At 40.0% G+C, this 23,561-nt stretch carries 21 protein-coding genes; 12 read left to right on the forward strand and 9 right to left on the reverse strand.

Annotation, left to right across the window (positions count from 1 at the left end):
* The gene (gene kynB, locus FPV17_RS09775; protein ID WP_144558865.1) at positions 1-630 is read right to left on the reverse strand and encodes an arylformamidase; all 630 of its coding nucleotides are present in this window, start codon (positions 628-630) and stop codon (positions 1-3) included.
* Positions 631-1,902 (reverse strand): kynureninase, encoded by a 1,272-nt coding sequence (kynU, locus tag FPV17_RS09780; protein WP_144558866.1) that lies wholly within the window; start codon positions 1,900-1,902, stop codon positions 631-633. It lies immediately after the preceding gene.
* A 181-nt stretch (positions 1,903-2,083) separates the two neighbouring features.
* Here kynU and FPV17_RS09785 point away from each other — a divergent pair, with 181 nt between their 5' ends.
* Entirely contained in the window at positions 2,084-3,421 is a 1,338-nt protein-coding gene (locus FPV17_RS09785) for a YheC/YheD family endospore coat-associated protein (RefSeq protein WP_035396432.1), read from the forward strand.
* Positions 3,422-3,450: 29 nt separating this feature from the next.
* Here the strand turns inward: FPV17_RS09785 and FPV17_RS09790 are convergent, their stop codons facing one another.
* Together FPV17_RS09790 and FPV17_RS09795 are read right to left on the reverse strand one after the other, a co-directional pair.
* Positions 3,451-5,562 carry an ATP-dependent Clp protease ATP-binding subunit gene (locus tag FPV17_RS09790; protein WP_144558867.1) on the reverse strand — a complete coding sequence of 704 codons (2,112 nt, stop codon included), beginning with the start codon at positions 5,560-5,562 and terminating at the stop codon, positions 3,451-3,453.
* A gap of 209 nt (positions 5,563-5,771) precedes the next feature.
* On the reverse strand, positions 5,772-6,980 hold the full coding sequence (locus FPV17_RS09795) for a GNAT family N-acetyltransferase (protein ID WP_144558868.1): 1,209 nt from the start codon (positions 6,978-6,980) through the stop codon (positions 5,772-5,774).
* Positions 6,981-7,116: 136 nt separating this feature from the next.
* On the opposite strand from FPV17_RS09795, the gene FPV17_RS09800 reads away from it, so the two are divergent.
* The 7 genes from FPV17_RS09800 to FPV17_RS09825 all read left to right on the forward strand — a co-directional run bounded on the left by FPV17_RS09800 (position 7,117) and on the right by FPV17_RS09825 (position 13,491).
* Positions 7,117-8,112, forward strand: coding sequence for an LLM class flavin-dependent oxidoreductase (locus tag FPV17_RS09800; RefSeq protein ID WP_060705009.1), 996 nt, complete (start codon positions 7,117-7,119; stop codon positions 8,110-8,112).
* A 319-nt stretch (positions 8,113-8,431) separates the two neighbouring features.
* Positions 8,432-9,193: a type II toxin-antitoxin system SpoIISA family toxin gene (locus FPV17_RS09805; protein ID WP_035396430.1), complete on the forward strand. Its 762-nt coding sequence runs from the start codon at positions 8,432-8,434 to the stop codon at positions 9,191-9,193.
* 46 nt (positions 9,194-9,239) lie between these two features.
* Positions 9,240-9,392 (forward strand): hypothetical protein, encoded by a 153-nt coding sequence (locus FPV17_RS21885; RefSeq protein ID WP_158332018.1) that lies wholly within the window; start codon positions 9,240-9,242, stop codon positions 9,390-9,392.
* Positions 9,393-9,482: 90 nt separating this feature from the next.
* A complete protein-coding gene (locus FPV17_RS09810; RefSeq protein ID WP_035396428.1) occupies positions 9,483-10,481 on the forward strand; it encodes an LLM class flavin-dependent oxidoreductase in 999 nt (332 codons plus the stop codon).
* Between the two features lie 133 nt (positions 10,482-10,614).
* Positions 10,615-11,541 carry a PLP-dependent cysteine synthase family protein gene (locus FPV17_RS09815; RefSeq protein WP_060705008.1) on the forward strand — a complete coding sequence of 309 codons (927 nt, stop codon included), beginning with the start codon at positions 10,615-10,617 and terminating at the stop codon, positions 11,539-11,541.
* Positions 11,538-12,683, forward strand: coding sequence for a bifunctional cystathionine gamma-lyase/homocysteine desulfhydrase (locus tag FPV17_RS09820; protein ID WP_035396424.1), 1,146 nt, complete (start codon positions 11,538-11,540; stop codon positions 12,681-12,683). The genes FPV17_RS09815 and FPV17_RS09820 overlap by 4 nt, the downstream gene beginning before the upstream one ends.
* A 43-nt stretch (positions 12,684-12,726) precedes the next feature.
* Positions 12,727-13,491: an exodeoxyribonuclease III gene (locus FPV17_RS09825; RefSeq protein ID WP_144558869.1), complete on the forward strand. Its 765-nt coding sequence runs from the start codon at positions 12,727-12,729 to the stop codon at positions 13,489-13,491.
* Here the strand turns inward: FPV17_RS09825 and yxiS are convergent, their stop codons facing one another.
* The gene (yxiS, locus tag FPV17_RS09830) at positions 13,492-13,791 is read right to left on the reverse strand and encodes a protein YxiS (protein WP_035396423.1); all 300 of its coding nucleotides are present in this window, start codon (positions 13,789-13,791) and stop codon (positions 13,492-13,494) included.
* A 130-nt stretch (positions 13,792-13,921) separates the two neighbouring features.
* Here yxiS and FPV17_RS09835 point away from each other — a divergent pair, with 130 nt between their 5' ends.
* Both FPV17_RS09835 and FPV17_RS09840 read left to right on the forward strand, forming a co-directional pair.
* Positions 13,922-14,644: a YebC/PmpR family DNA-binding transcriptional regulator gene (locus tag FPV17_RS09835; RefSeq protein ID WP_060705005.1), complete on the forward strand. Its 723-nt coding sequence runs from the start codon at positions 13,922-13,924 to the stop codon at positions 14,642-14,644.
* A 345-nt stretch (positions 14,645-14,989) separates the two neighbouring features.
* Entirely contained in the window at positions 14,990-15,712 is a 723-nt protein-coding gene (locus tag FPV17_RS09840; RefSeq protein WP_035396421.1) for a DUF3784 domain-containing protein, read from the forward strand.
* Here FPV17_RS09840 and FPV17_RS09845 read toward each other — a convergent pair whose 3' ends face one another.
* Entirely contained in the window at positions 15,713-16,423 is a 711-nt protein-coding gene (locus tag FPV17_RS09845; protein WP_144558870.1) for a 5-formyltetrahydrofolate cyclo-ligase, read from the reverse strand. It abuts the gene before it with no gap.
* 91 nt (positions 16,424-16,514) lie between these two features.
* Between FPV17_RS09845 and FPV17_RS09850 the strand changes: the two genes are divergently transcribed.
* Positions 16,515-17,453: an ATP-grasp domain-containing protein gene (locus FPV17_RS09850; RefSeq protein WP_144558871.1), complete on the forward strand. Its 939-nt coding sequence runs from the start codon at positions 16,515-16,517 to the stop codon at positions 17,451-17,453.
* 44 nt (positions 17,454-17,497) lie between these two features.
* On the opposite strand, the gene FPV17_RS09855 is transcribed toward FPV17_RS09850, so the two are convergent.
* Together FPV17_RS09855 and FPV17_RS09860 are read right to left on the reverse strand one after the other, a co-directional pair.
* Positions 17,498-17,833, reverse strand: a complete 336-nt coding sequence (locus tag FPV17_RS09855; RefSeq protein WP_144558872.1) for a metal-sulfur cluster assembly factor — start codon at positions 17,831-17,833, stop codon at positions 17,498-17,500.
* 39 nt (positions 17,834-17,872) lie between these two features.
* The gene (locus tag FPV17_RS09860) at positions 17,873-19,318 is read right to left on the reverse strand and encodes an NAD(P)H-binding protein (protein WP_144558873.1); all 1,446 of its coding nucleotides are present in this window, start codon (positions 19,316-19,318) and stop codon (positions 17,873-17,875) included.
* A 261-nt stretch (positions 19,319-19,579) separates the two neighbouring features.
* Here FPV17_RS09860 and nhaC point away from each other — a divergent pair, with 261 nt between their 5' ends.
* Positions 19,580-20,953, forward strand: coding sequence for a Na+/H+ antiporter NhaC (nhaC, locus tag FPV17_RS09865; protein WP_144558874.1), 1,374 nt, complete (start codon positions 19,580-19,582; stop codon positions 20,951-20,953).
* Positions 20,954-21,221: 268 nt separating this feature from the next.
* Here the strand turns inward: nhaC and katG are convergent, their stop codons facing one another.
* Positions 21,222-23,447: a catalase/peroxidase HPI gene (gene katG / locus FPV17_RS09870; RefSeq protein ID WP_144558875.1), complete on the reverse strand. Its 2,226-nt coding sequence runs from the start codon at positions 23,445-23,447 to the stop codon at positions 21,222-21,224.
* Between the last annotated feature and the right edge of the window lie 114 nt (positions 23,448-23,561).

The raw sequence follows: 23,561 nt of genomic DNA on the forward strand, positions 1-23,561 counted from the left end.
TCAATCACTCTCCAAAGGTTTAATAATCGCTCGTACTGGGCTGCCATCACCGCCAACAATGCGAAGAGGTAGGGCAATAAATTCATATAAGCCCTCCTCAACATGATCAAGTACAAGGTTCTCAATAATGGCGATATTTGCTTTACCTAGACTATGATGACCGATTAATTCCTTACTCGTGACCGGATCAACACTTGGGGCATCTACACCTAATAAGAAAACACCTTTTTTATGTAGATAGTTCGCTCCATCTTCTGTAACGTATGGAATATCTGTTGGAAAAACGGTTGGATCCGTTTTCGTTTTTGTTTTAATGAGTAGACGTCTAACACCGGTTAAATCATACGTTTCAAGTAAAGTTTGATTAATGGCTCGTGCGCCAATTGCAGTCATAACCGCTGCTTGCCCTACATACGTCTCTAGCGGTAACTCATCAATTGTTGCGCCTGTTTCGTGATAATGAAACGGTGCATCAGCATGAGTACCTGTATGAGTACTGGTTGTGATTTCACCTATATTCACTGAGCCCGTTTCTTCCATAGGAGCCGATAACGTGTATGAGAAAGGTGTATCGCCTGGCCAATGGGCAATCTGGTTATGTAGCGGCATTGTAATATCAATCCAGCCCATTTATGCAATCACTCCTCGTTTATTTTCAAATTGTAGATACGTTTTCTTTTTCATTATAGTTGCAAGGGTATGCGCTGTCTCATAAACATCCGTAAACGAATTATAAAGAGCAACTGGTGCAATGCGGACACCGTTGGGACTTCGGAAATCAGGAATAATACCTTCGGATTTGAGTGCTTTGCAAATGCGTGCAGCTTCAGGGTGCTCAAGAAGAAGGTGCCCTCCGCGCTCCTCATCATGCACGGGTGTAGAAATCGTAAACGACTGTGTGTCAGGTAGCTGGTGTAGCAGGTTGCGTAAATAATGAGTGAGCGCCAATGATTTCGTTCGAATTGCTTCTATACCGACGTCAGTAAACATGTCTAACGAGCCAATGAGTGGTGCCATTGATAAAAGGTGAGGAGTTCCAAGCTGGTAGGATCCAATAGCTGCACTTTTATGGAACAGTGGACTCATATCAAATTGTTTCGATTTATCAGAGCCAAACCATCCTCTAAGACCTGGTAATGTAGTGTGATGCTTTTCATGAACAAATAGACCGCCAACACTACCGGGTCCCCCGTTTAAATGTTTATAGGTACACCAGAAAGCAAAATCAACATTCCATTGCTTAAGTTGATGAGGCACAGAACCGATAGAATGACAAAGATCAAAGCCGATCAAAATCCCTTTATCGTGTGCTGCTTTTGTTAATCTTTCAAGAGATAAAAGCTGCCCGCTTCGATAGAGTACGCTTGATAGAACCACCACAGCAACGTCATCGTCAAAGGAGGCAATAATATCTTCCTCAGATAATGTATGACCGTCTTTGCTTTCAATTAAACGGAGCCCTTTTTCATGAGAGATGCTATGGAGATCAAGATGCGAGTGAATTGCGTAAAGGTCTGTCGGAAAGCTAAGGGCTTCACTGACAATAACATAGCGGTCGGCTGTTGGTTGATAAAACGTAGCAAGCAATTGATGAAGATTGACCGTTGTTGAGCCCATTGCTAACACTTCTTCAGTTGATGCACCAACGAGTGGCGCCATTGATGCGCCTAATTTCTCAGAAAGGGTGAACCAGGGGTACTGACCATCTGTCCATCCATCAATTCCGTATGTTTTCCAATCTTCAAGCATTTGTAAGACTGCCTGCTCAGCTCTCTTACTTAGTAACCCAAGTGAATTGCCATCCATATAGATGGTGTTTTTATCAAGATAAAACTCTTTTTGATAAGGAGCTAGCCTATCAGTTGCATCGAGTTTCGCTGCATACTGCTTTGAAGTGTCCATCTACTCACATCCTTGTTCATAAATTTATGACTCTAGTTAAACGTATCAAAATCCTATTCAATTGAACAGTGGGAATTAAGCGGAGAACGTTAAATATGTGCGTTTCCTGCGCTCCTTACGTCTAATCGAATTCTTTCCATCTCACATAAAGTAGTTACATAGAATGTATGGAGGTGGAGAAATGATGTCAGCCACATTTTCTGTGGTGTTTCGTTCAAAAATAAAACAAAAAGAAGAGACAATTCTAGTACCGACATGTTTGAGAAAATGGTTCACTTATAAACAAATACAGTTAACGTATGGACTCGCATCTTGTAATCTAACAATCTCTTATTATGATGAGAGAGAAAACGATTCGTTGTCCATTTATGTTCATAAGAATGTTCAAAAAGAATTAGCTCTTCATAAAAAAGAGAGTTATCAAGTAAGAGTGGATCAGAACGAACTAACCATAGGTCCCTATATTGGCTTATTGCTAGGGGATCAGCCAGCGAATTATACCGCTGCATTTATGAAAGAACATTATGAAGAAAGAATGAAGCTACAAACCCAACTCGGTGTACGAGTAGCTGCTTTCTCAATCAAATGGGTTGACCTAGAACAGACAAAAACAAAGGCACTAACGTATTGTGTGGAAACAAAAAAATGGAAAGAAGAAGTAGTTCCGATTCCTAAGATTATTTATAGACGTCATTTGCGTCAAGACGAATTCAATGCGTTTAAAAAGCAAATTATACAAAAAGGGGGAACGATTTTTAATTCTAATCGACCAGATAAGTGGGAACTTCATGCCTATTTTAGTGAAGATAGCACGTTAAAGAGTGTTTTGCCTGAGACAGAAAAGTGGACAAAGGAAGGTCAATTAGAGCGTTGGTTACAGGAAAAGCCAAAATTTGTATTGAAACCGATTTTAAATTCGCAAGGTCGGGGTATTTATATGATTACAAAATTAAAGCAGTCGAATCAGTTTTTAGTCTATGATTATGCCAAAACCGATCAAGCAATAAAAAGAAAGCTAACCAAAAAAGCGCTGTTACGATTTTTTCATAAACGTAAATTACGATCGAAAGACTATTTAATACAAGAGTGGATTTCATTAAAGAAATGGGAGTCACGACCATTTGATGTCAGAGTATTTTTACAAAAAGAAACGACTAATTGGCAAGTAAACGGAATCGAGTGTCGACAAGCTCAAGTTAAGCAGCTTATTACTAATTTTTCAAAAGGGGGAAGAGTTCTCCCTCTAAACGAAATATTTGGTGGAAACACAAAAGTGAAGGAAGCAGAAATTGAACAATTGTGTGTAGAAATAGCGAATAAGATTGAATCGATTTATCAAGATGATCATTTTGCTGAATTAGGAATTGACCTTGCTTTTGATGTGAAGCAAAAGCGTTTCGTCCTTATCGAAGTTAACTTTCGACCAGGATACAAAGGGCTTAAACTGTTTGATGAAGACGCTTATTATCGGGTTGCATGGTCACCGTTTAAGTACGCCGCAAAAATGGAAGGGTTTTAAGCAAAAAACTCTGGGGAATTCCCCAGAGTTTATTCATGTGCAGCGTTTACTTGTAACATTCCTTCTTTAAGAACCACTTCTATATGCGTAATGTCGCCATCTTCAATAAGAAGCTCGGTAATATCGTCTTCAATTGTATCTTGAATAACGCGGCGTAATGGTCTTGCACCAAAAGAAGGGTGATAGCCTTTTTTCGCTAGTTCTCGTTTCGCGTCATCACTTACATGAATGGTCATATTTAGCTCATCTAAGCGAGTACGAAGATCATCTAGCATCACATCAACAATTTGAATTAAATCGTTTTCTGTTAGTTGATTAAACTCAATCAATGCATCAAAGCGATTTAAGAATTCTGGCTTAAAGTAGTCATGCAGACTCTCAAGAATTCCAATCGTTTTACTTTGTTCAGCGTTAAAGCCAAGGGAACGAGAAGTGGAGCCAACACCTGCATTTGATGTCATAATGACCATGGTATCTTTAAACGAAACGACTCGACCTTGACTGTCAGTTAAACGACCATCCTCCATAATTTGCAAGAACATATGTTGTACATCAGGATGGGCTTTTTCAATTTCGTCTAACAAGATGATGCTGTACGGATTGCGGCGAACTTGTTCAGTTAATTGGCCACCTTCTTCATGTCCAACGTAACCAGGAGGTGAACCGATTAATTTAGAAACGGCGTGTTTTTCCATAAACTCACTCATATCAAGGCGAATCATATTTTCTTTATTCCCGTAAACTTCTTCGGCTAACTGCTTCGTTAACTCAGTTTTACCAACGCCAGTAGGCCCGACGAAGAGAAAGCTAATAGGGCGATTGCCTTGCTTCAAACCAGCGCGGCTACGTTTGACTGCTTTCGCTGTTTTTGAAACCGCATCTTCTTGTCCAATGACTTTACTAGCAAGACGGCTTGTTAAGTCACGCATTTTTTGCTGCTCATCTTTTTGCAGTTTCTGAACAGGAATACCTGTTTGTTTTTCAATTAATGCTTGGATGTCTTCAATTTTAACGTTAATCGGCGTTAAGCTTGATGCCGTTTCTTTAAGTTTCTCTCTAATGACATTTTCCTCATCACGTAACGTTGCTGCTTGTTCGTATTGTTCATTTTTAGTAGCGGCGTGTTTTCGTGCGCGAACATCATTTAATCGCTTTTCAAGAGACGTTTTATCTTCATGTTCAATAGAAAGCGACAAGCGGGATCCAACCTCATCAAGTAAGTCAATTGCTTTATCCGGTAAGAAACGGTCTTGAATATAGCGGTTTGAGAGACTTACAGTTGCACGTAGTACTTCATCTGAATAGGCTACACCGTGATACGCTTCATAGACTGATTTCAAGCCTTTTAAAATCTCATATGCTTGCTCTTCTGTTGGCTCTTTTACAGTCACTGGTTGGAAGCGACGTTCAAGTGCGGCATCTTTTTCAATTTTACGGTATTCATTCAGCGTTGTAGCACCGATTAACTGCATTTGCCCACGTGCGAGTGCTGGTTTTAAAAGGTTGCTTGCATCCATATTACCTTCACCAGAAGCACCAGCACCAACGAGCATATGAAGCTCATCAATAAATAGAATGATGTCTTCGCGTTGAGATACTTCATCAATTAATTGCTGCATGCGTTCTTCAAATTGACCTCGATAGCTTGTTCCAGCAACGAGAGAAGCAAAATCTAGAGAAAAGATTTGCTTATCTAGCAGTTTTGCAGGCGCATTGCCTTGTGAGATACGCAATGCTAAGCCTTCAGCAATCGCTGTTTTCCCAACACCAGCTTCACCAATTAAAACGGGATTATTTTTTGTTCGGCGACTAAGGACTTGAATGACTCGTTCTACCTCTTGATCGCGACCGATAACTGGGTCAATGTTTCCGTTCTCTGCTTCATGGCTCAAATTGTGTCCAAATTGAGCCAAAAAGCTGTCTTTCTCGTTTTGTTGTTCTTTTATTTGTGTATGATGAGGCTGTTGTTCTTGCCCACCCATGAAAGATTGAAAAAAAGATTGGGCTGGGGCCGCCTGACCATTTGCTTGTCGTAATTCTTGTAAACACGTTTCACATAAGATCATCTGTTTTTTATGCTGATTCACAACAAGATTTAATGATACTGTGGCATCATTTGTTTGACAGTGTTGACATTTCATCTTCAATTACCCCCATTTTTAATATTTATTGACTTTGACTATATTTGACCATTAGGTGTGTAAGAAACAGCTATCGCAAAGGAGTAGCTGTCTTATATAGACTTATTATAACTGATCATATGATATTGTTCAACCAATATCGACTTTTTAGGTCAAATATGATCAGTGGATATACTCTATCACTTGATCATATTCGTGTCAACTATTGCTTAGAAATAGTCAGAGAACCAAGGTTGATTGTCTGGAATTAACTCTTCTAGATAGCTAATAGTTGTATTTGTCGCTTCGATACGCCCGATTTCTTTTAAGTCTTTTGCTCGTTTGTAGTTGAGCAGGAGGGTGACGAGCGTTTGAATATCAAGAGATGCATCAACAGGCGTATCCTCACTCACTCGTTCTACTGTTTGCCCGTTTTCAAACGTCAGTTTAAATACATCTTCATTCCATTCAAGCATTGGATCAGTAACCTTTAAAACAATGGCTTGTTTTGCATAAGAAGTAAAGGGAAAGCCACGTAGAAATTCTTCAACATCAACAATCCGCGCCATATAGTATGGGGAGATCTTTTCTTCAATTTCTCCATCTTCAAGAAAGAAGGAGAGTGGCTCATTGGCAAAAATCTTCCCTTTTACGTAATAGACCATTGAAAAGTGAGCACCAATAAAATTCCATAACCCGCGACGGGCTTCTTCGTTATTAAAGATCATTTCTTGAACGAAAAAGGTTTCATTTTCAACTTTATAATACATATAGCCAGTTGGTTGTTCTTTTTCATCGTAGTAAACACAAGCGATCAGATCATCTCGCCCCCACTTAAAATGTTCATCCCAAGCAAGCTCATTACGGATCATAGCACCATTTTCTTTTTTTGAAAATTGCTCGTATGCGTTACGGATATCTTTATCATGAAAAGAAACGCGCTCAATGCGTCCAGGTACATCATACGGCTTCGGAATTTGTGTATCACGAACTGTATAGGTGATTACATCGGATATAATTTCCCAGCCTTTCTTTCGATAATAGGGAATCGAGTAGGGGAATAAATAAGAGATGGTTTGTCCTTTTTCCCGCATCAACGTTAAACTTTCTTTCATTAAATCGTTCATTAGTCCAAGTCCTGCATACTCAGGATACGTTCCAACTCCGGTAACACCACCCATTTTATAGGCGCGCCCGTGAATGTTAACTGAAAAAGGATATACAACCATTTGTGAAATCAGCTTGTTTTTAGAAAACCATCCTAAAATCGAACTTTGCTCAAAGATGGGTTTTTTCCAGAGCGCCATTTGCGACTCGCCAATTTGGGAAACGTCTTGATTCGTTACTTGAAACACGTAGTTCAACAAATCAAGAGAATCTTGCGTATGTTCTTTTGTAACAAACTTCAGTTCTAAGTCATCTTTTCGATTCTGACTCATGTGATTTCGACCTCTTTCATTAAAATGACTGATTATCATTCATTCTAGTAAAATCAATGCAAACAGTCAAATCGTTTGATTTGAAACAAGTGAAAAGAATCGCTACACTAACTAAGGTAAGAAAGGTGGCTTTAGGATGACAAAGCAAATAAAACTTTCAGCGTTAAATCTAGCGCCAGTTCGTAAAGGAAAAACAGTAAGCGAAGCATTACAACATACAATTCGCAGCGCAAAAGCAGTTGAATCATTTGGCTATCATCGTTTTTGGGTTGCGGAACATCATAATATGGAAGGTGTTGCAAGTTCAGCAACTGCTGTATTAATTGGACAAATTGCCCAAGAGACAACACATATCCGTGTCGGTTCAGGAGGAATTATGCTGCCAAATCATGCACCGTTGATTATTGCAGAACAATTTGGCACCCTTGCGGCTCTTCATCCAAATCGAATTGATTTAGGGCTTGGGCGAGCACCTGGAACGGACCAGTTAACGGCGCAAGCCTTAAGACGAAATGGTCAAAGGGCGGAAGATTTCCCTAGTCTTGTGGAAGAATTACGTCATTATTTTAATCCTGTGTCCTCAAGACCACATGTACGGGCGATACCCGGTGAAGGAGAAGAGGTTCCCATTTGGCTCCTTGGCTCAAGTGGCTACAGTGCACAAATGGCTGGTGAATTAGGCTTACCATTTGCGTTTGCTGGTCATTTCTCACCAAAACAAATTGTACCAGCATTAAACCTTTATTATGATACGTTTAAACCTTCTGCGGTATTAAGTGAACCGTACAGTATGATTGCCGTAAATGCAATTGCTGCGGAGACTGAGCAAGAAGCCCAAATGCTTGCTAGCTCTCTTTACCAACAATTTCTTTCCATGATTCGAAACCAACGAGGAAAATTACAGCCTGCCGTTGAAAATATGGATGTCATTTGGACTCCTCACGAAGAACAACTCGTGATGGAACAACTAAGCGGTTCTTTTATCGGTGATGCCAACAAGGTCGCTAAACAGCTTTATGATTTTGCTATGAACCTGCAAGTAAATGAAATCATGCTGCAAACGACTATTTTTGATGAAGATAAGCAAATTGATTCCTATAAGCGTATAATGGATGCTTGGCAAGCACTCTAAAAACCGAGCTAGCGCTGTATGATAAGGTCGTTCCGTGAGCCTTTATGCATACAGCGTTTTTTTATTCTAGTCACAACGAATGAACACTGAGGACGTGAACGCCTTGAATAACGGCTTTTGATAAAAGAGTGATAGAAGAAAACCGGCGATAATGGTGCTAATATGAAGGGATGGTTGTGAAGGGTAACAGCATTCATTTGCTCCAGCTCGTACCAAAGTGAAAATTTGTTCGCCTATTTGCATTTTCCCAACAAAAAAGATCTCTTTTTATTGCTTATGCGACATATTCATACAGAAAAAGGAAAAGGGGGCAGTTCGCATGCTGTTACTTTATCAAATTCTTGTATGGTTTAGCGTAAGTGGACTAGCTTTTTATGTGTTTGCTTCTTGGAAATGGGAAGATGCAACAAAAAGAAGACTTCCTTTTATACGAAAAATTTGGTATTCCTTATTTACAATCGGAGCAGCTTTATCGTGGACGCTATTCCCAACTAGTTTATTTGAAAACTGGCACCATTATCTCATTGTTGCATGTTTGTTTGTTATTATTGACGCCTTTGTCTTTTTAAGTGCTTACGTACAACGATTTGGGTCGAATTTATTTACAATTGATACTGGTCAGCTAATTGAAACAAACCAAGAAGTCTTGCAGCTTCAGGAAAAACGCTTAAAAGCCTTCTTCCGACTTTTAAAAAGTGACACAATTAACGTCTATTTTGGCGGGCGTGATGCATATATTACAGGTGTGCGAGAAATTTTAATGAAGTTCGCTGAGAAAACCGATATTGAAGCGAATCTTTTTCCTTTCATGACAAAGGCTGAAAAAGATCATCTTCTGTTTCATTTTTCAAATCGAACGGTTGTGAGTGCAACGCTTGAAAGGCAAGATGTGTATTACGGAGAAAAAGATCGCTTAATCTTTATCCCGGTTATCTTAAAAAGGGAGCATTATGTTATTAAGCTGTCGTCAGAAGAGCGAATTATTGAATACGATGCCTTATTATTTGCTTCTCTCGTCGCTATTTATGATTTACTTTCCTTTAATGAAGAGGATGAGAACAAGGCTCACCAATTGATGTAAAGAAGAATATCGTAAAGTATATAAACTTGTTTAAGTGGGTGATACCGTGAAAAAAACAGCAAAAAAGTCAACAGAGAGTATTTTACCGGCGTTTTTCTCGTCTCCTTTTACGATGAATTTACAAAAAAAGAATAAAGAAGCCATTCAATTATTCAATAAATGGAAAAAGGATGTAAAAGAAGACCGAGGTTCTGCATGAATTGTGGGCTGTGAGGGGATATTAGTTGCTAAATTCGACTAATTTCGATACGGTATATACTAAGCTATGTTAGAAAGAAGGTTCCATTGGATGAAACTTAGTATCCTCGATCAAGTACCACGTTCATCTGAATCAACAAATGAGATTGCGCTAAAAGAAACAGCTGATTTAGCATTAGCTGCTGAAAATCTGGGCTATCACCGCTATTGGATTGCTGAACACCATGATTTAGATGCGCTCCTGTCGCCATCGCCTGAGATTTTAATTGCTTATATCGGTGCAAAAACCTATTCCATCCGATTAGGCGCTGGAGCGATATTATTACCACATTATCAACCGTACAAAGTTGCTGAAAATTTCAACATGCTCGCCAACTTGTTTCCTGGCAGAATTGATTTAGGTTTAGGGCGTTCGCCTGGTGGATCAGCTGAAGCATCAGAAGCATTGTCTGAAAATTTCATTGAAAATGTTCATCAAATGGATGAGAAGACAGAAACGTTAATGCACTTTTTAAGACGTGATTTTCCTGAAGCACATCGTTTTGCTACGTTAAAAGCAGCACCTGTGCCTTATGAAAAGCCACAGGTCTTTATGCTGGGTACGTCTGAGAAAAGCGCTCATTTAGCAAGTAAACATCATCTTAATTATGTTTACGGTCATTTTATGAATGGTGAAGAGGGGAAGCATGTTTTAAACGCATTTCGCAGCAAGAAAAAGGATGGACAAGCATTTGCTTGCGTGTCAGTTCTTTGTGCAGATACACAAGAAGAAGCTGAATTGTTGCATCGCTCAGTACGAGTGTGGCAAGCATTTCACTCAATGAACCAGCCTATCGGTGCGATTCCAACTAAGAGTGAAGCGGCTTATTTACTAAACCAGCTTGATGCGGAAACACGAGAACAGATAGAGAAGAGAGAGTCAACGACAATTGTTGGGGACAAGATAACGGTAAAAACAAAGCTTGATGAACTCTCAGAGGCCTTACAAATAGAAGAATTGATGGTGTTAACCCACGCTCCAGAGCTTCGTGATCGCTTGCACTCCTATCGCTTACTTACAGAAATTTATCCACAGCTTGTCTCATTATAAAACATTTGTCGTAAAGGCAAGTGTTCTTTTTCGCGTAATTTATAATTTCACGTACCGAATTATTTTTGAATAATAGGCACACACACAGACAACCAACATACGATACAATATCAAGAGTGAATGAGGTGAGAGGATGGATGTTCATTTTCATATTCACGAACTCATTGGAAAAACACCGATTGTTGAATTACGTTCGTTTCCTATTCCTCAAAATGTACGCTTGTTTGCTAAATTAGAAAGCTATAATCCTGGTGGAAGTATTAAAGATCGCTTAGGCAAACAATTGCTGTATGCTGCTTTAGAGAGCAAGAAGATTAGTCCAAAAGGGACAATTATTGAACCAACAGCCGGGAATACTGGCATTGCATTAGCTTTGGCAGCAATTGGAACGGAAGTAAATGTAATAGCTGTCGTCCCAACATCCTTTAGTCTCGAGAAGCAACAGCTTATTCGCGGCTTAGGTGCAACGGTCATTAATACACCTAGCGAAGAGGGAATAAAAGGGGCCATAAAAAAAGCGCAAGAATTAGAAGCAACAATAAGCGATTCCTATTGCCCACTTCAATTTCAGAACCCTGAAAACCCATTAACGTACTATAAAACACTTGGTCCAGAATTATATGCTCAACTAAATGGTCAAATTGACGTCTTTCTTGCAGGTGCGGGCTCGTGTGGAACGTTTCAAGGAACAGCTGCATATTTAAAAGAACAGAACCCAGATATTGATACAGTTGTTGTTCAGCCAGAAGGATCGATACTCGATGGCGGCACAATCGGACCCCATCGAACAGAAGGAATTGGTATGGAGTTTATTCCACATTATGTGGTTCCATCATTATTTGATCGTATTCATACGATTCCAGATGACCGAGCATTTCTCCGCGTCCGTGAGTTAGCGAAGCAAGAAGGGATCTTAGTAGGAAGTTCATCAGGTGCTGTGTTTGAAGCTGCTTTAAAAGAAGCGCGAGAAGCGACAACTCCGAAGAATATTGTGATGATCTTTGCTGATGGCTCAGATCGATACTTAAGTAAAGGGATTTATGAGGAGGATACGATTTGAGACAGAAAACAAAACTGATCCACGGTGGTAAAGGAATCGATCAAGCAACTGGTGCTGTTAATCAAGCAATTCAACTTTCTAGCACATTTAAGCAAACACAAATCGGAACATTTCACTATGAGTATGGAAGAACAGGCAACCCTACGAGAGAAGCACTTGAAAAATTACTAGCGGATATCGAGGAAGGCGAACATGGTTTTGCGTTTGCATCAGGTATGGCAGCGATTACGGCAGTAATGAAAATATTTTCGCCTGGCGATCATATCATTATTACGGACGATGTCTATGGAGGTACGTATCGTTTTTTTACACAGTTTCTTGAAAAAGAAACCATTTCGATTACATTCGTTGACACAAGTGATGTGACGGCAGTAGAAGAAGCGATACGAAAGGAAACAAAAGCCGTATTTATTGAGACGCCAACAAATCCTTTGCTTAAAATTACAGACCTTAGTAAAATAGGTCAAGTAGCAAACGACCATGGACTTCTCTTTATTATTGATAATACGTTTGCAACGCCTTATTTTCAAAATCCGTTACGATATGGAGCGGATATTGTTATTCATAGTGCTACAAAGTATCTAGGTGGTCATAGCGATGTGATTGCAGGCGCAGTGGTTGTGAGAGAGAACGCCCTTGCAGCAAAACTTGCGTACATTCAAAATGCCACTGGAGCTGTTCTTGGACCTCATGACGCGTATCTCTTAATGAGAGGCATTAAGACATTAGGTGTGCGTATGGAGGAAATTGAAACGAATACACGCCAGTTAGTGAAATTTCTTCAAAGTCATCCGAATGTGGATGAGATTTATTATCCTGGATTAGTAAACCATCCGGGGCATGCAACACATGCTTTACAATCTCGCGGGTTTGGTGGAATCGTTTCGTTCACAACAAAATCTGATGAGCTTGCTTTACAAACGGTCGAGCGAACACGCTATTTTACGTTAGCAGAAAGTTTAGGTGCAGTAGAGAGCTTAATTTCAATTCCGGCAAAAATGACCCATGCTTCTATTCCGAAAGAGCGGCGAGAAGAGTTGGGTATTAAAGATTCTCTTATTCGATTGTCGATCGGATTAGAGGATATAGAAGATTTGGCAGAAGATTTGGAAATTGCGTTAACAGAACAGAATGGCTGCTAATAAAGCAGTCTTTTTTTACATAGAAGAGGAGCGACGTTAAGAAATGAAGTTTATTTCATGGAATGTTAATGGTATTCGCGCATGTGTTAAAAAAGGGTTTCTCGATTTTTTCCATCATGTTGATGCGGATTTCTTTTGTTTACAAGAAATAAAAATGCAAGAAGGACAGCTAGAGCTTGACCTACCAGGCTACCAACAGTACTGGAATTACGCTGAGCGAAAAGGTTATTCTGGCACTGCTATTTTTACAAAGCACACTCCGTTAAAGGTTCACTACGGTTTAGGGGAGGATTTCCATGATGATGAAGGACGCGTCATTACCCTTGAATATGAACAATTTTACTTAATAACTATGTATACGCCAAACGCAAAACGCGATTTAAGTCGGCTTTCTTATCGAATGGAATGGGAACAAGAGGTAAATGCTTATATCGAAAAACTGCAGGAGCAGAAGCCTGTTATATTGTGCGGCGATTTAAACGTGGCCCGAGAAGGAATTGATGTGAAAAATGATCGTGCGAATATTGGAAACGCAGGTTTTACAGAGGAAGAGCGCGGCAAGCTAGAAGAACTAATAAATCACGGATTTATTGATTCCTATCGCTATTTCTACCCAACAGATGATGAATCGTTTACATGGTGGTCGTATATGGCAAAAGTGAGAGAGCGAAATATTGGATGGCGGATTGATTATTTTTTACTGCATGAGCGACTCGTTCCACAATTAAAAGACGCAGTCATTTACGCACATATCTATGGTAGTGATCATTGCCCAGTCGGAATAGAATTAAAAGAAGGAAGCGAATGATTAGCTTCCTTTTTCTCCATAGGTTTGTACGATATAAGCGAGGTCTTCGTTTCCGAAAACTTGAAGGAGATTGATCACGGTGTCTGTTGCGATAGGGCTTGATTCATCTTTTGAAACAGTTAAAGCAAGTGCTTCTTTCAGTTCGTTATTGTTTCCTTGCTCTGGATAGGCCTCTCTATAAAGTGCAGTTGGATCGTGGTCATTATTGATACACCACTGAGAGAAAACAAGAATCATCATTTGTTCATCTTGCTGATAACTTTTAATAATATGATTCGCTGTTTCAGACTGATCGTGCATGTCTTCGCCTCCATTTCTCTTCTTAAGGTGATTATAGAGGATAAGAAGGGAGGATGAAAGCAATCTACGCACAATTCTATTTTTGCGTTATAATAAAGATGAAATAAATGGAGAAAGAGAGTGACAGGTTATGGGGCGTAAATGGAATAACATTAAGGAAAAAAAAGCGTCAAAGGATGCGAATACAAGTAAGATTTATGCAAAGTTTGGACGCGAAATTTATGTTGTCGCAAAGCAAGGAGAGCCGGATCCTGAAGCCAATCAAGCGTTAAAAGTCGTACTAGAACGAGCTAAAACATATAATGTCCCGAAAGCGATCATCGAGCGAGCATTAGAAAAAGCAAAAGGTGGCGCTGATGAAAATTATGATCAGTTGCGATATGAAGGTTTTGGCCCAAATGGCTCGATGCTAATCGTTGACGCATTAACAAATAATGTGAACCGTACAGCTTCTGATGTGCGCGCCGCATTTGGGAAAAATGGAGGGAATATGGGTGTTAGCGGTTCTGTTTCCTACATGTTTGACCACACAGCAGTCATAGCATTTGAAGGCAAAACAGCAGACGAAACACTTGAACTATTACTAGAGGCAGATTTAGACGCCAGAGATATTTTAGAAGAAGACAATATTATTATTATTTATGCTGAACCAGATCAACTTCAAGCTGTTCAAGAGGCGTTAAAACAAGCAGGTGTGAATGAATTCAACCTCGTTGAAACCTCCATGCTGCCACAAACAGAATTATCTTTAGGGGAAGAAGATGAAAAACAGCTTGAAAAATTAATTGATGCATTAGATGATTTAGAAGACGTTCAGCAAGTCTATCACAATGTCGCGTTAAGTGAAGACTAAGCCATTTACAAACTCGTAAAACCTCGTTTTTACGAGTTTTTCTTATAGAATATAAAATAGCTCGAATGCCAAGGCTACGTAATCAATTAATCGTGCATGTCTCAATAGGAATACATGTTTATGAGGCTTGTGAAATGGAAGACAACCGACTGTTTGAATGCGTAATGAGTCTACTGAGCTTCTTTTCAGCAACATGTAATAGAAGTTGAAATGCAAAAACAACGATAGCCACCGTAGAACGAGCTTCATTAAGACAAGGATTAATAAAAAAATCGTGCCTATGCATTTTTTTGAAACGGAACAGTATGTCATTTCGTATAAAATCGTTGTAAGGGAGGGATTAGGGTGATCGTCGTGTATGGAACGATTATAGGTGTCATTGGGATACTGATGATTGTTTTTAGTTTAGTGATACTAAAAACAAAAAAATATCAGTATTTATCAGGCTTCGCAACGAGAAGTAAAGAAGAACAGGAGCAATTGATCAAAAAAGACTTGCCACGAAAGCAAGCCACTCTCATGCTATGGACGAGTGTACTACTTCTGCTTTTACTCATTCCTGTTTTGTTTTCCGTTCCGGGGGCTCTCCCATTCCAATTGCTTGTTTATTTAATATCGTTACTTGGTGGATTAACCTATTTGTCGCGATATGAACTGGAAGGAAAGCGAAAGCGTGCTTACATAGTAAATGGTGGAATTGCAACAATTACTGTGGGCATAGTCGGAAGCGTCTTTTTCTTAGGAGCACAAGCACACGATTTCGTTATACATGAGGATTCAATTGAAATTACCGGTCCCTACGGCTCTAAATGGCCAATTGCCGAGCTCGATAACGTCGAAAAAATTGAAGAACGCCCTTCTATGACAAGATTAAATGGTATCGGTACACCAGATGTGTCAAAAGGTCATTTTCGGCGGCAGTATGATCGAGAACGAGTATTAGTCTTTAGAAAGGGAACGGAATCGGACTATTTACACTTACAATTTCAAGATCAAGAGATTTACGTCAATGCGCCGTCAAATGAACAATTAGATGAGTGGTATGAAGCATTAAACAGCCGACGGTAGTCAGCTGTTTTTTAGCGTCTTTAACTCTTGTAAAATGGGCATATCGGATAGATCAGTATCAGGTACTTGATCCCATAAAATACCGGTCGGCTTAGGGTGAGTGCTGTGGGTTGGAATGAGTTCTTTTTCTGTGGCGATGTAGTCCATAGTAACATCATACGGATTGAGTGGGAGGTCGGTCTCGATCAGCTGTGAAGAATGAATCGTTGTAAAAACTGGCATTTCTTTTTGACCAAGTTCTCTTAGGATGGCATATTCTCGATCTGCATAACCTGCACCTTTTCCAATGCGACGTCCCTTTCGATCAACAGCAACAGACCCCATGACCATCAAGTCGATTTGCGGCAAATCCTTAAGGGGGATTACTTTTCCGTACGATTTTATATGCGTTAAACTAGCTGCTTTTCGGTATTCATTTGGTGGAACCCACTCTGGCTTCACTTGGATAAAGCCATCTTTTAATCGTGGTGTGGGCACAAATAAGATCTTTCCATCAGCTAAAATGGATGCTCTTAATGGTAGTTGGGGAGAATCAGGATTGACCTTAATGATGGTTGCTTGCTTGTAAAGCTCTGTTTGACGTATCCATTCGGCAGCAGCTTCGGCGCCTTTAAAATTTGGGATACGTCCTTTAATTGGAAAAGGAAAGCGTGCTACTTTTTCATTCATCATCTGTTCCCATACGTGTTCTCTAATTTCTTGTTTATTCATCGGAATACAGCACCTTTTCATTGTCACGTTTAATTGAAATTGCTATCATAACTGTATACAAACTAAAGCTCAATAGCAAGGGGACTACTAGATGAAGATTTATGTTATTCATGAAAATGAGGAATGGTCCGCACCATTGTTTAATCGGTTAGAAGAACTAGGTGTCCCGTATGAAAACTGGAATCTATCAGCTGGATCTATCAATTTGCAAGAGGCACCACCTGAAGGGGTCTTTTATAATCGTATGAGTGCATCTTCCCACACAAGAGGCCATCGATTTGCACCTGAACTAACAAGTGCTGTACTCGTCTGGCTAGAGCAGTATGGCCGAACCGTAATTAACGATTCGCGTGCATTACGATTAGAATTGAGTAAAGTCGTTCAGTACGCAGAATTGGAGAAAGAAGGCGTGAAAACGCCAAAAACGATTGTGGCAGTAGGGAAAGAACAGCTATTTGAAGCAAGTAAAGCATTCGAAAACGAACCGTTTATTACAAAGCACAATCGAGCTGGAAAAGGTCTTGGGGTGCAGTTATTTCAATCAAGAGCAGCATTAAGAGCGTATCTTGATAGTGAAGCATTTGAAGAGCCTGTTGATGGAATCACATTGTTGCAGCAATATATTGAATCAGAAGAGCCGTATATTACTAGATGCGAATTTGTTGGTGGTGAATTCATTTATGCTGTAAAAGTGAACACGTCTGACGGTTTTGAACTATGTCCAGCCGATGCATGCACTATCGAAAATCTTTACTGTCCAGTTGGGGAAGAGCCAAGTTCAAAATTTGTTATTGATCCAAGTTTTTCTGAACCTTTTATTGAAGATTATAAACGTGTTCTTCAGCGTAATGGTATCCAAATAGCAGGAATTGAATGTATAAAAGATAAAGATGGCGTGTTTTATACGTATGATATTAATACAAATACGAATTACAACGAAGAGGCTGAGGAGAAGGCAAACCAATATGGGATGTTAGAGATAGCAACGTTTCTACAAACAACATTAACGCATGTTAAATCATGCACTTAAAACAACAAGCGTAGTCCTATTTGGGGACCACGCTTGTTGTTTTGTTAATCGGTAACACCTAATGCAATCTTCGCATATCGAGACATTTTATCTTTTGTCCACGGTGGGCTCCATACAATGTTGACATCAACGTCGCCAAGCTCACCTAATTCCTGAAGCTCTTTAAGAGAATTTTTCACGTCGGATACAATCGTCCCAGCTAACGGACAGCCCATAGCGGTTAGCGTCATCTCAACTTCAGCATTTATGTTCTCATCTAAGTGAACATCGTATACAAGACCAAGATTCACGATGTCGATGCCGAGTTCGGGATCAATGACGTTTTCAAGCTCAGCCATTACGCGATCTTTTGTTTCCTGCAATTCTTGTTCTGTCGGCATAAAAACACCTCCGATTAAAGTATACTTTTAGTATAGCAATCATTTAGGACGAGTTAAAAGAAACTGCTCATGTGTTTCTGAAAGCCGTTGATTGGTTTTAATCATCCGCTGTAAATGACGTTTAAATAAAAACATGACCCATATATGCATTTTTGCCTGTGTCAATGTATAAAGGATCCACGGAAGTGAAGGCTGGTATTCATGAATAGCAATAATGCATTCATTCTTGTATGGAATTTTGCGGAATTCCATTCGACCTCTTCCAGGTTCAGCATTAACGTTTGCGAAGGCTCCTCCTGTTATATAATAAAGGGCGCGTTGCTCATGACTCCGTTCGTTGGCATAGGTAAACTCAAGCAGCTTTTTATTCAGCAAATAAATGGCTGTCTTATCAGAGTGATCACTTTTAGCATTGAGAAAAGGACGTCCTTGCTTTTCTAGCCATTGTAAATAGTAGCGACCTAACCAGTCAGCACTATAATTATCTGGGAGCGGTACACGTTGAATGGACCGAACGTCGGCAATTTTTTTAACTTCTTTTTTCTTTTTCGCAGTAGGTTTTTTTTGTTGGGCATTCTCTTCTTCTATCGCAGCAAGTGCAGCATCGCGAAAAGTTGTTTTACCATAACTAAGATCTGGCTGCATGCGTGACGCTTCAGCAACCATTGGGTGAACTAAACTTTCGATTAATGGATAAACCATTTCTTTTGGCGTTCCTGTTGTCACAGATACCCATAATCTAGATAGCTTAACAGACATAAAGGGAACGTTTAGCATATGGCGTTTTTTCCCCATTACATCGGCTGTTTCTATCATCATTTCTCGGTACGTCATCACTTCTGGGCCAGCAACGTCAAACGAACGGCCAGAAACGTCTGTGTTGCCAATTGATCCATCTAAAGCATGGAGAACATCTGGTAAAGCGACTGGCTGTGTTTTTTGTCTTGTCCATTTTGGTAGCGCCATAAAAGGGAGGCGTTTGACCAATTTTTTCACAATTGGAAAAGAGGAGCCACTAGGTCCAACGATGAGACCGGCGCGTACGGTTGTAACAGGAACATCATACGCATTCAGTACTGTTTCCACTTCACGACGGCTTTCTAAATGTCGAGATAGCTCCGTTTCGTTTTCAGGTATAATGCCACTCAAATAAATGATTTGTTTAACGTTATTCTTCGTCGCAGCTTGAGCAAAATTGTCTGCAAGAATAAAATCCATATCTTCAAATCTTGCTTGTGTTAAACGTGCGGACGGCAGCATGGAATGTACAAGGTAGACAGCGTAATCTACTCCTTCTAAAGCAGATTCTGCATCGCCAAGAGAAAATAAGTCAGCTTGTCTCCATGTGAGGTCATCTGTATGCTCCTTGTGCTCAATGGAGCGAGACAAAGCAATGATATGGGCTTTATCTTTCAATTGTTTAATTAAGTTCTTCCCAATATAGCCGCTAGCGCCACTTATCGCAATGACCGGTTTATTTGCCATATTCGTTTCCTCCTTACATGTGCTAACGATTGTTATACCCTTTGTTCTCCTTGTTTAATCGGGTTAGGTTCTTATTGAATAAGTGGACTTTACATTATTATAAAGGAAAAGCAGGAATTTCTTTCTTTTTGTGGGAAGCGGTTCTGAGGAATGGCTATTGACGAATGCAAAAAGGTTCGTTAATATAAAAACTTAGCAACTTTATTGCATAAAAGCATAAAAGCGATAAAGTGTTTTAGGGAAGTAGGAGGAATACAATAGATGGAAAAGAAACTAACGATTGGCTCTTCTGTTTTGTTACTCGCGCTCATGATGGCGCTCATTATCACTAGCATGACAGCTTTTCAAGCTGAGCCACATATCCCGCTATTAATCTGTCTCGTTGTTGTAAGTATAATCGGTCTATTTCTTAACATTAAATGGGATGAACTCGAAAAAGCAATGATAAAAGGTGTTACAGACGGAACAAAAGCGATCATTATTTTATCGTTAGTAGGGATTGTCATTGCCGTTTGGATGATGAGTGGAACCGTTCCAACAATTTTATTTTACGGACTAACATTTATAACACCAGAATGGTTTGCTGTTAGTGCGCTCATTATTTGCATGATCGTCTCAAGCTTTACGGGAAGTTCTTTTACAACAATCGGTTCAGTTGGCGTGGCGATGATGGGAATTGGCTTAGCATTAGGCGTAAACCCAGCCATGGCAGCGGGTGCCATCATTTGTGGCGCTTGTTTCGGGGATAAAATGTCGCCTTTATCAGATACAACGAACCTTGCATCGGGCGTAACAGGGGTAGACCTATTTGTCCATATTCGTCATCTGATGTGGACAACCATTCCAAGTTTCTTGATTACGTTAATCATTTTCTTTTTTATTGGTCGTTCTTACTCGACGACTAATGTTGAAGGAATTCAGGAAATGCTAACAACACTTGATGCTTCATTTTCAATTAGTTTTTTGACGCTCTTATCTCCATTAATCGTTGTTATTCTAGCGTTTATTCGCTTTCCGACAGTACCAGCTCTTGTGGTTGGAATTTTAACAGGGTTAGTAACGGTGGGTTTTGTTCAAGGGAATTGGCTCATTAGTGAGTGGTTCACTGTTGTACAGCATGGCTTCTTCTTAGAAACAGGGAATGATGCGATCAATGCGATTGTAGACGCTGGTGGTTTACAATCAATGATGTGGTCCATTTCACTCGTCATTATTGCGCTTTTACTTGGTAGTTTAATTCAACGAATAGGATTAATTGATGGGTTGCTGGAGTTTTTTCGTTCATTTCTATCAAACAGAGGGAATCTTATCGGCGCAACTGCCGCCTCTTCTATTAGTGTAAATGCGTTAACCGGCGAGCAGTATTTATCCATCTTGCTACCGGGAAAGGCGTTTGAAATGCATTATGAACGTTTAAACATCGCAAAAAAGAATCTATCAAGAACACTTGAAGATGCAGGCACACTTGTTAATCCACTCATTCCTTGGGGGGTTAGTGGCGCATTTTTTGCTTCTACATTAGGTGTGGCTGTTATGGACTATATTCCTTTTGCATTTTTTCTCTTCTTATCTCCGATTCTAACCATTCTTTTTGGCTATCTTGGAATAGGTGTAGGGAAGTCAATAGAGTCATAAACAAATGAAAAAGGATATAGGGCTGAAAAGGAAAACAATGGTTATTCTGCGGATGAGAAGCACCTTGCATGCTTAAATGGGGTGAGTAAACCAGCGTTCTTTATCATGAAAAGAGAACGACTGAATAGAGGCATAGCGTGAACAAGCATCTTGAATTGAAATGAACCATTTAGTACACAAGCTAGCAATAACAGTTTGAGCTGCTTAAATAAAAAAGCTGAACCCATTTAACGTCTATACGACCTTATGGGACAGCTTTTTTTCGTCATTATTTGGTTAAAGCAGGTTGTTTTACTTTTACATCAAAACGATCATTATTCATCACTTTTGTCCAAGCCGCAACAAAATCTTGCACAAATTTACCTTTATTATCGTCTTGTGCGTACACTTCCGAAATCGCACGGAGAATGGAGTTCGAACCGAAAACAAGGTCAACACGTGTTGCTGTTCGTACAACTTCTCCTGACGTACGATCGCGACCTTCATAAACATTGCCGTTAACAGACTTCCACTCCGTGCTAATATCAAGTAAATTCGTAAAGAAGTCATTTGTTAAGGTACCTACATTTTCAGTGAAGACACCATGGTTGCTACCATCGTGATTCGTACCAAGAACACGCATGCCGCCAATTAATACAGTCATTTCTGGAGCGGTTAAATTCAACAGATGTGCCTTATCAACAAGCAATTCTTCTTCTGACACACTGAATTGCTTCTTTTGATAATTACGGAATCCATCAGAAGTAACCTCTAAAACGTCGATGTTTTCAACATCTGTTTGTTCTGCTGTTACATCTCCGCGACCAGGAGTGAAAGGCACAGTAATGTCGAAGCCAGCTTCTTTAGCAGCTTTTTCAATGGCAGCACTTCCCCCAAGTACAATAAGGTCCGCAATACTTACATCCACATCTACTTGTTGCTGTAATTGTTCAAGAGTAGCAATAACTTTGGTAATGGATTCGTTTTGGAAAACATCCCAATCTTTTTGCGGAGCAAGACGAATGCGAGCACCATTTGCACCACCACGATTATCTGAGCCACGGAATGTGCTAGCAGAAGCCCAAGCGGTTGCAACAAGGTCAGACACACTTAAGTCTGTCGCTAATATGCGTTGCTTTAACGCTTCAATTTCTTTATTAGATAAATCGTAGTTTCCAGCTGAAATGGGGTCTTGCCACAATAAGACTTCCTCTGGTACTTCTGGTCCTAAATAACGATCGCGAGGCCCCATATCACGGTGTAACAACTTGAACCAAGCCCGAGCAAATGCGTCAGCAAATGCATCTGGATGTTCGTGGAAATGACGAGAAATCTTTTCATAAGCAGGATCCATACGTAATGCCATATCTGCTGTTGTCATCATTGTCTTTACTCGTATAGAAGCATCTTCCGCGTCTGGAGCAAGATCTTTTTCTTCTACATTAACAGGTGTCCACTGGTGCGCACCGGCAGGGGATTTCGTTAACTCCCACTCATAGCCAAATAAAAGATCAAAGAAGCCATTATCCCATTGGGTAGGGTTTTGTGTCCAAGCACCTTCAATCCCACTCGTAATCGTATCCCGACCTTTTCCACTACCATGTGAGCTTAACCACCCTAAACCTTGTGCTTCAATTGGAGCTGCTTCTGGTTCTGGACCAACGTGACTTTCAGCATCTCCTGCACCGTGAGCTTTACCAAAAGTATGCCCACCAGCAACAAGGGCAACGGTTTCTTCATCGTTCATTCCCATACGGCCAAACGTTTCACGAATGTCGCGACCACTTTGTACAGGGTCAGGGTTTCCGTTAGGGCCTTCAGGATTCACATAAATTAATCCCATTTGAACAGCAGCGAGAGGATTCTCTAATTCGCGGTCACCGGAGTAACGGTTATCACCAAGCATCTCCGTTTCATTACCCCAATAAATATCTTCTTCAGGGTGCCAAACGTCCGCGCGACCCCCGCCGAAACCAAATGTTTTTCCACCCATCGATTCAATAGCGACGTTTCCAGTTAGCAACAATAAGTCAGCCCATGAAATCTTATTTCCGTACTTTTGCTTAATTGGCCATAAAAGGCGACGTGCTTTATCGATATTCGCATTATCTGCCCAGCTGTTTAACGGAGCAAAACGTTGTGCACCGGCAGAACCACCACCACGTCCATCTCCTGTACGATATGTACCAGCAGAGTGCCAAGCCATTCGAATAAACATTGGACCATAGTGACCATAGTCTGCTGGCCACCAATCTTGGCTATCTGTCATTAATGCATATAAATCTTGTTTTAATGCATCGTAATCTAACTTCTTGAATTCTTCTGTATAATCGAAGTCTTCATTCATTGGATTGGATTTCTTATCATGCTGACGAAGAATAGATAAATTCAGTTGATTCGGCCACCATTCACGTTCTGGCGTACCAGAAACCGTCGTATTTGTTGTGCTACCGTGAAAGAATGGACATTTTCCACCTGAGTGATTTGCTTCAGAAATAATGTTGTTCTCGCTCATAATCAGTCTCCTTTTCGTAAAAGATTAATAGAATAACTGTGATTACCTAAAATCGACTATTAGGTAATAATAATTATTATGTAATCATTATAATAAATTTTGTTGAATTTGAAA

Origin of the sequence: Shouchella miscanthi, assembly GCF_007725405.1 — a bacterium.
GTDB classification, from domain to species: Bacteria; Bacillota; Bacilli; order Bacillales; family Bacillaceae_D; genus Shouchella; species Shouchella hunanensis.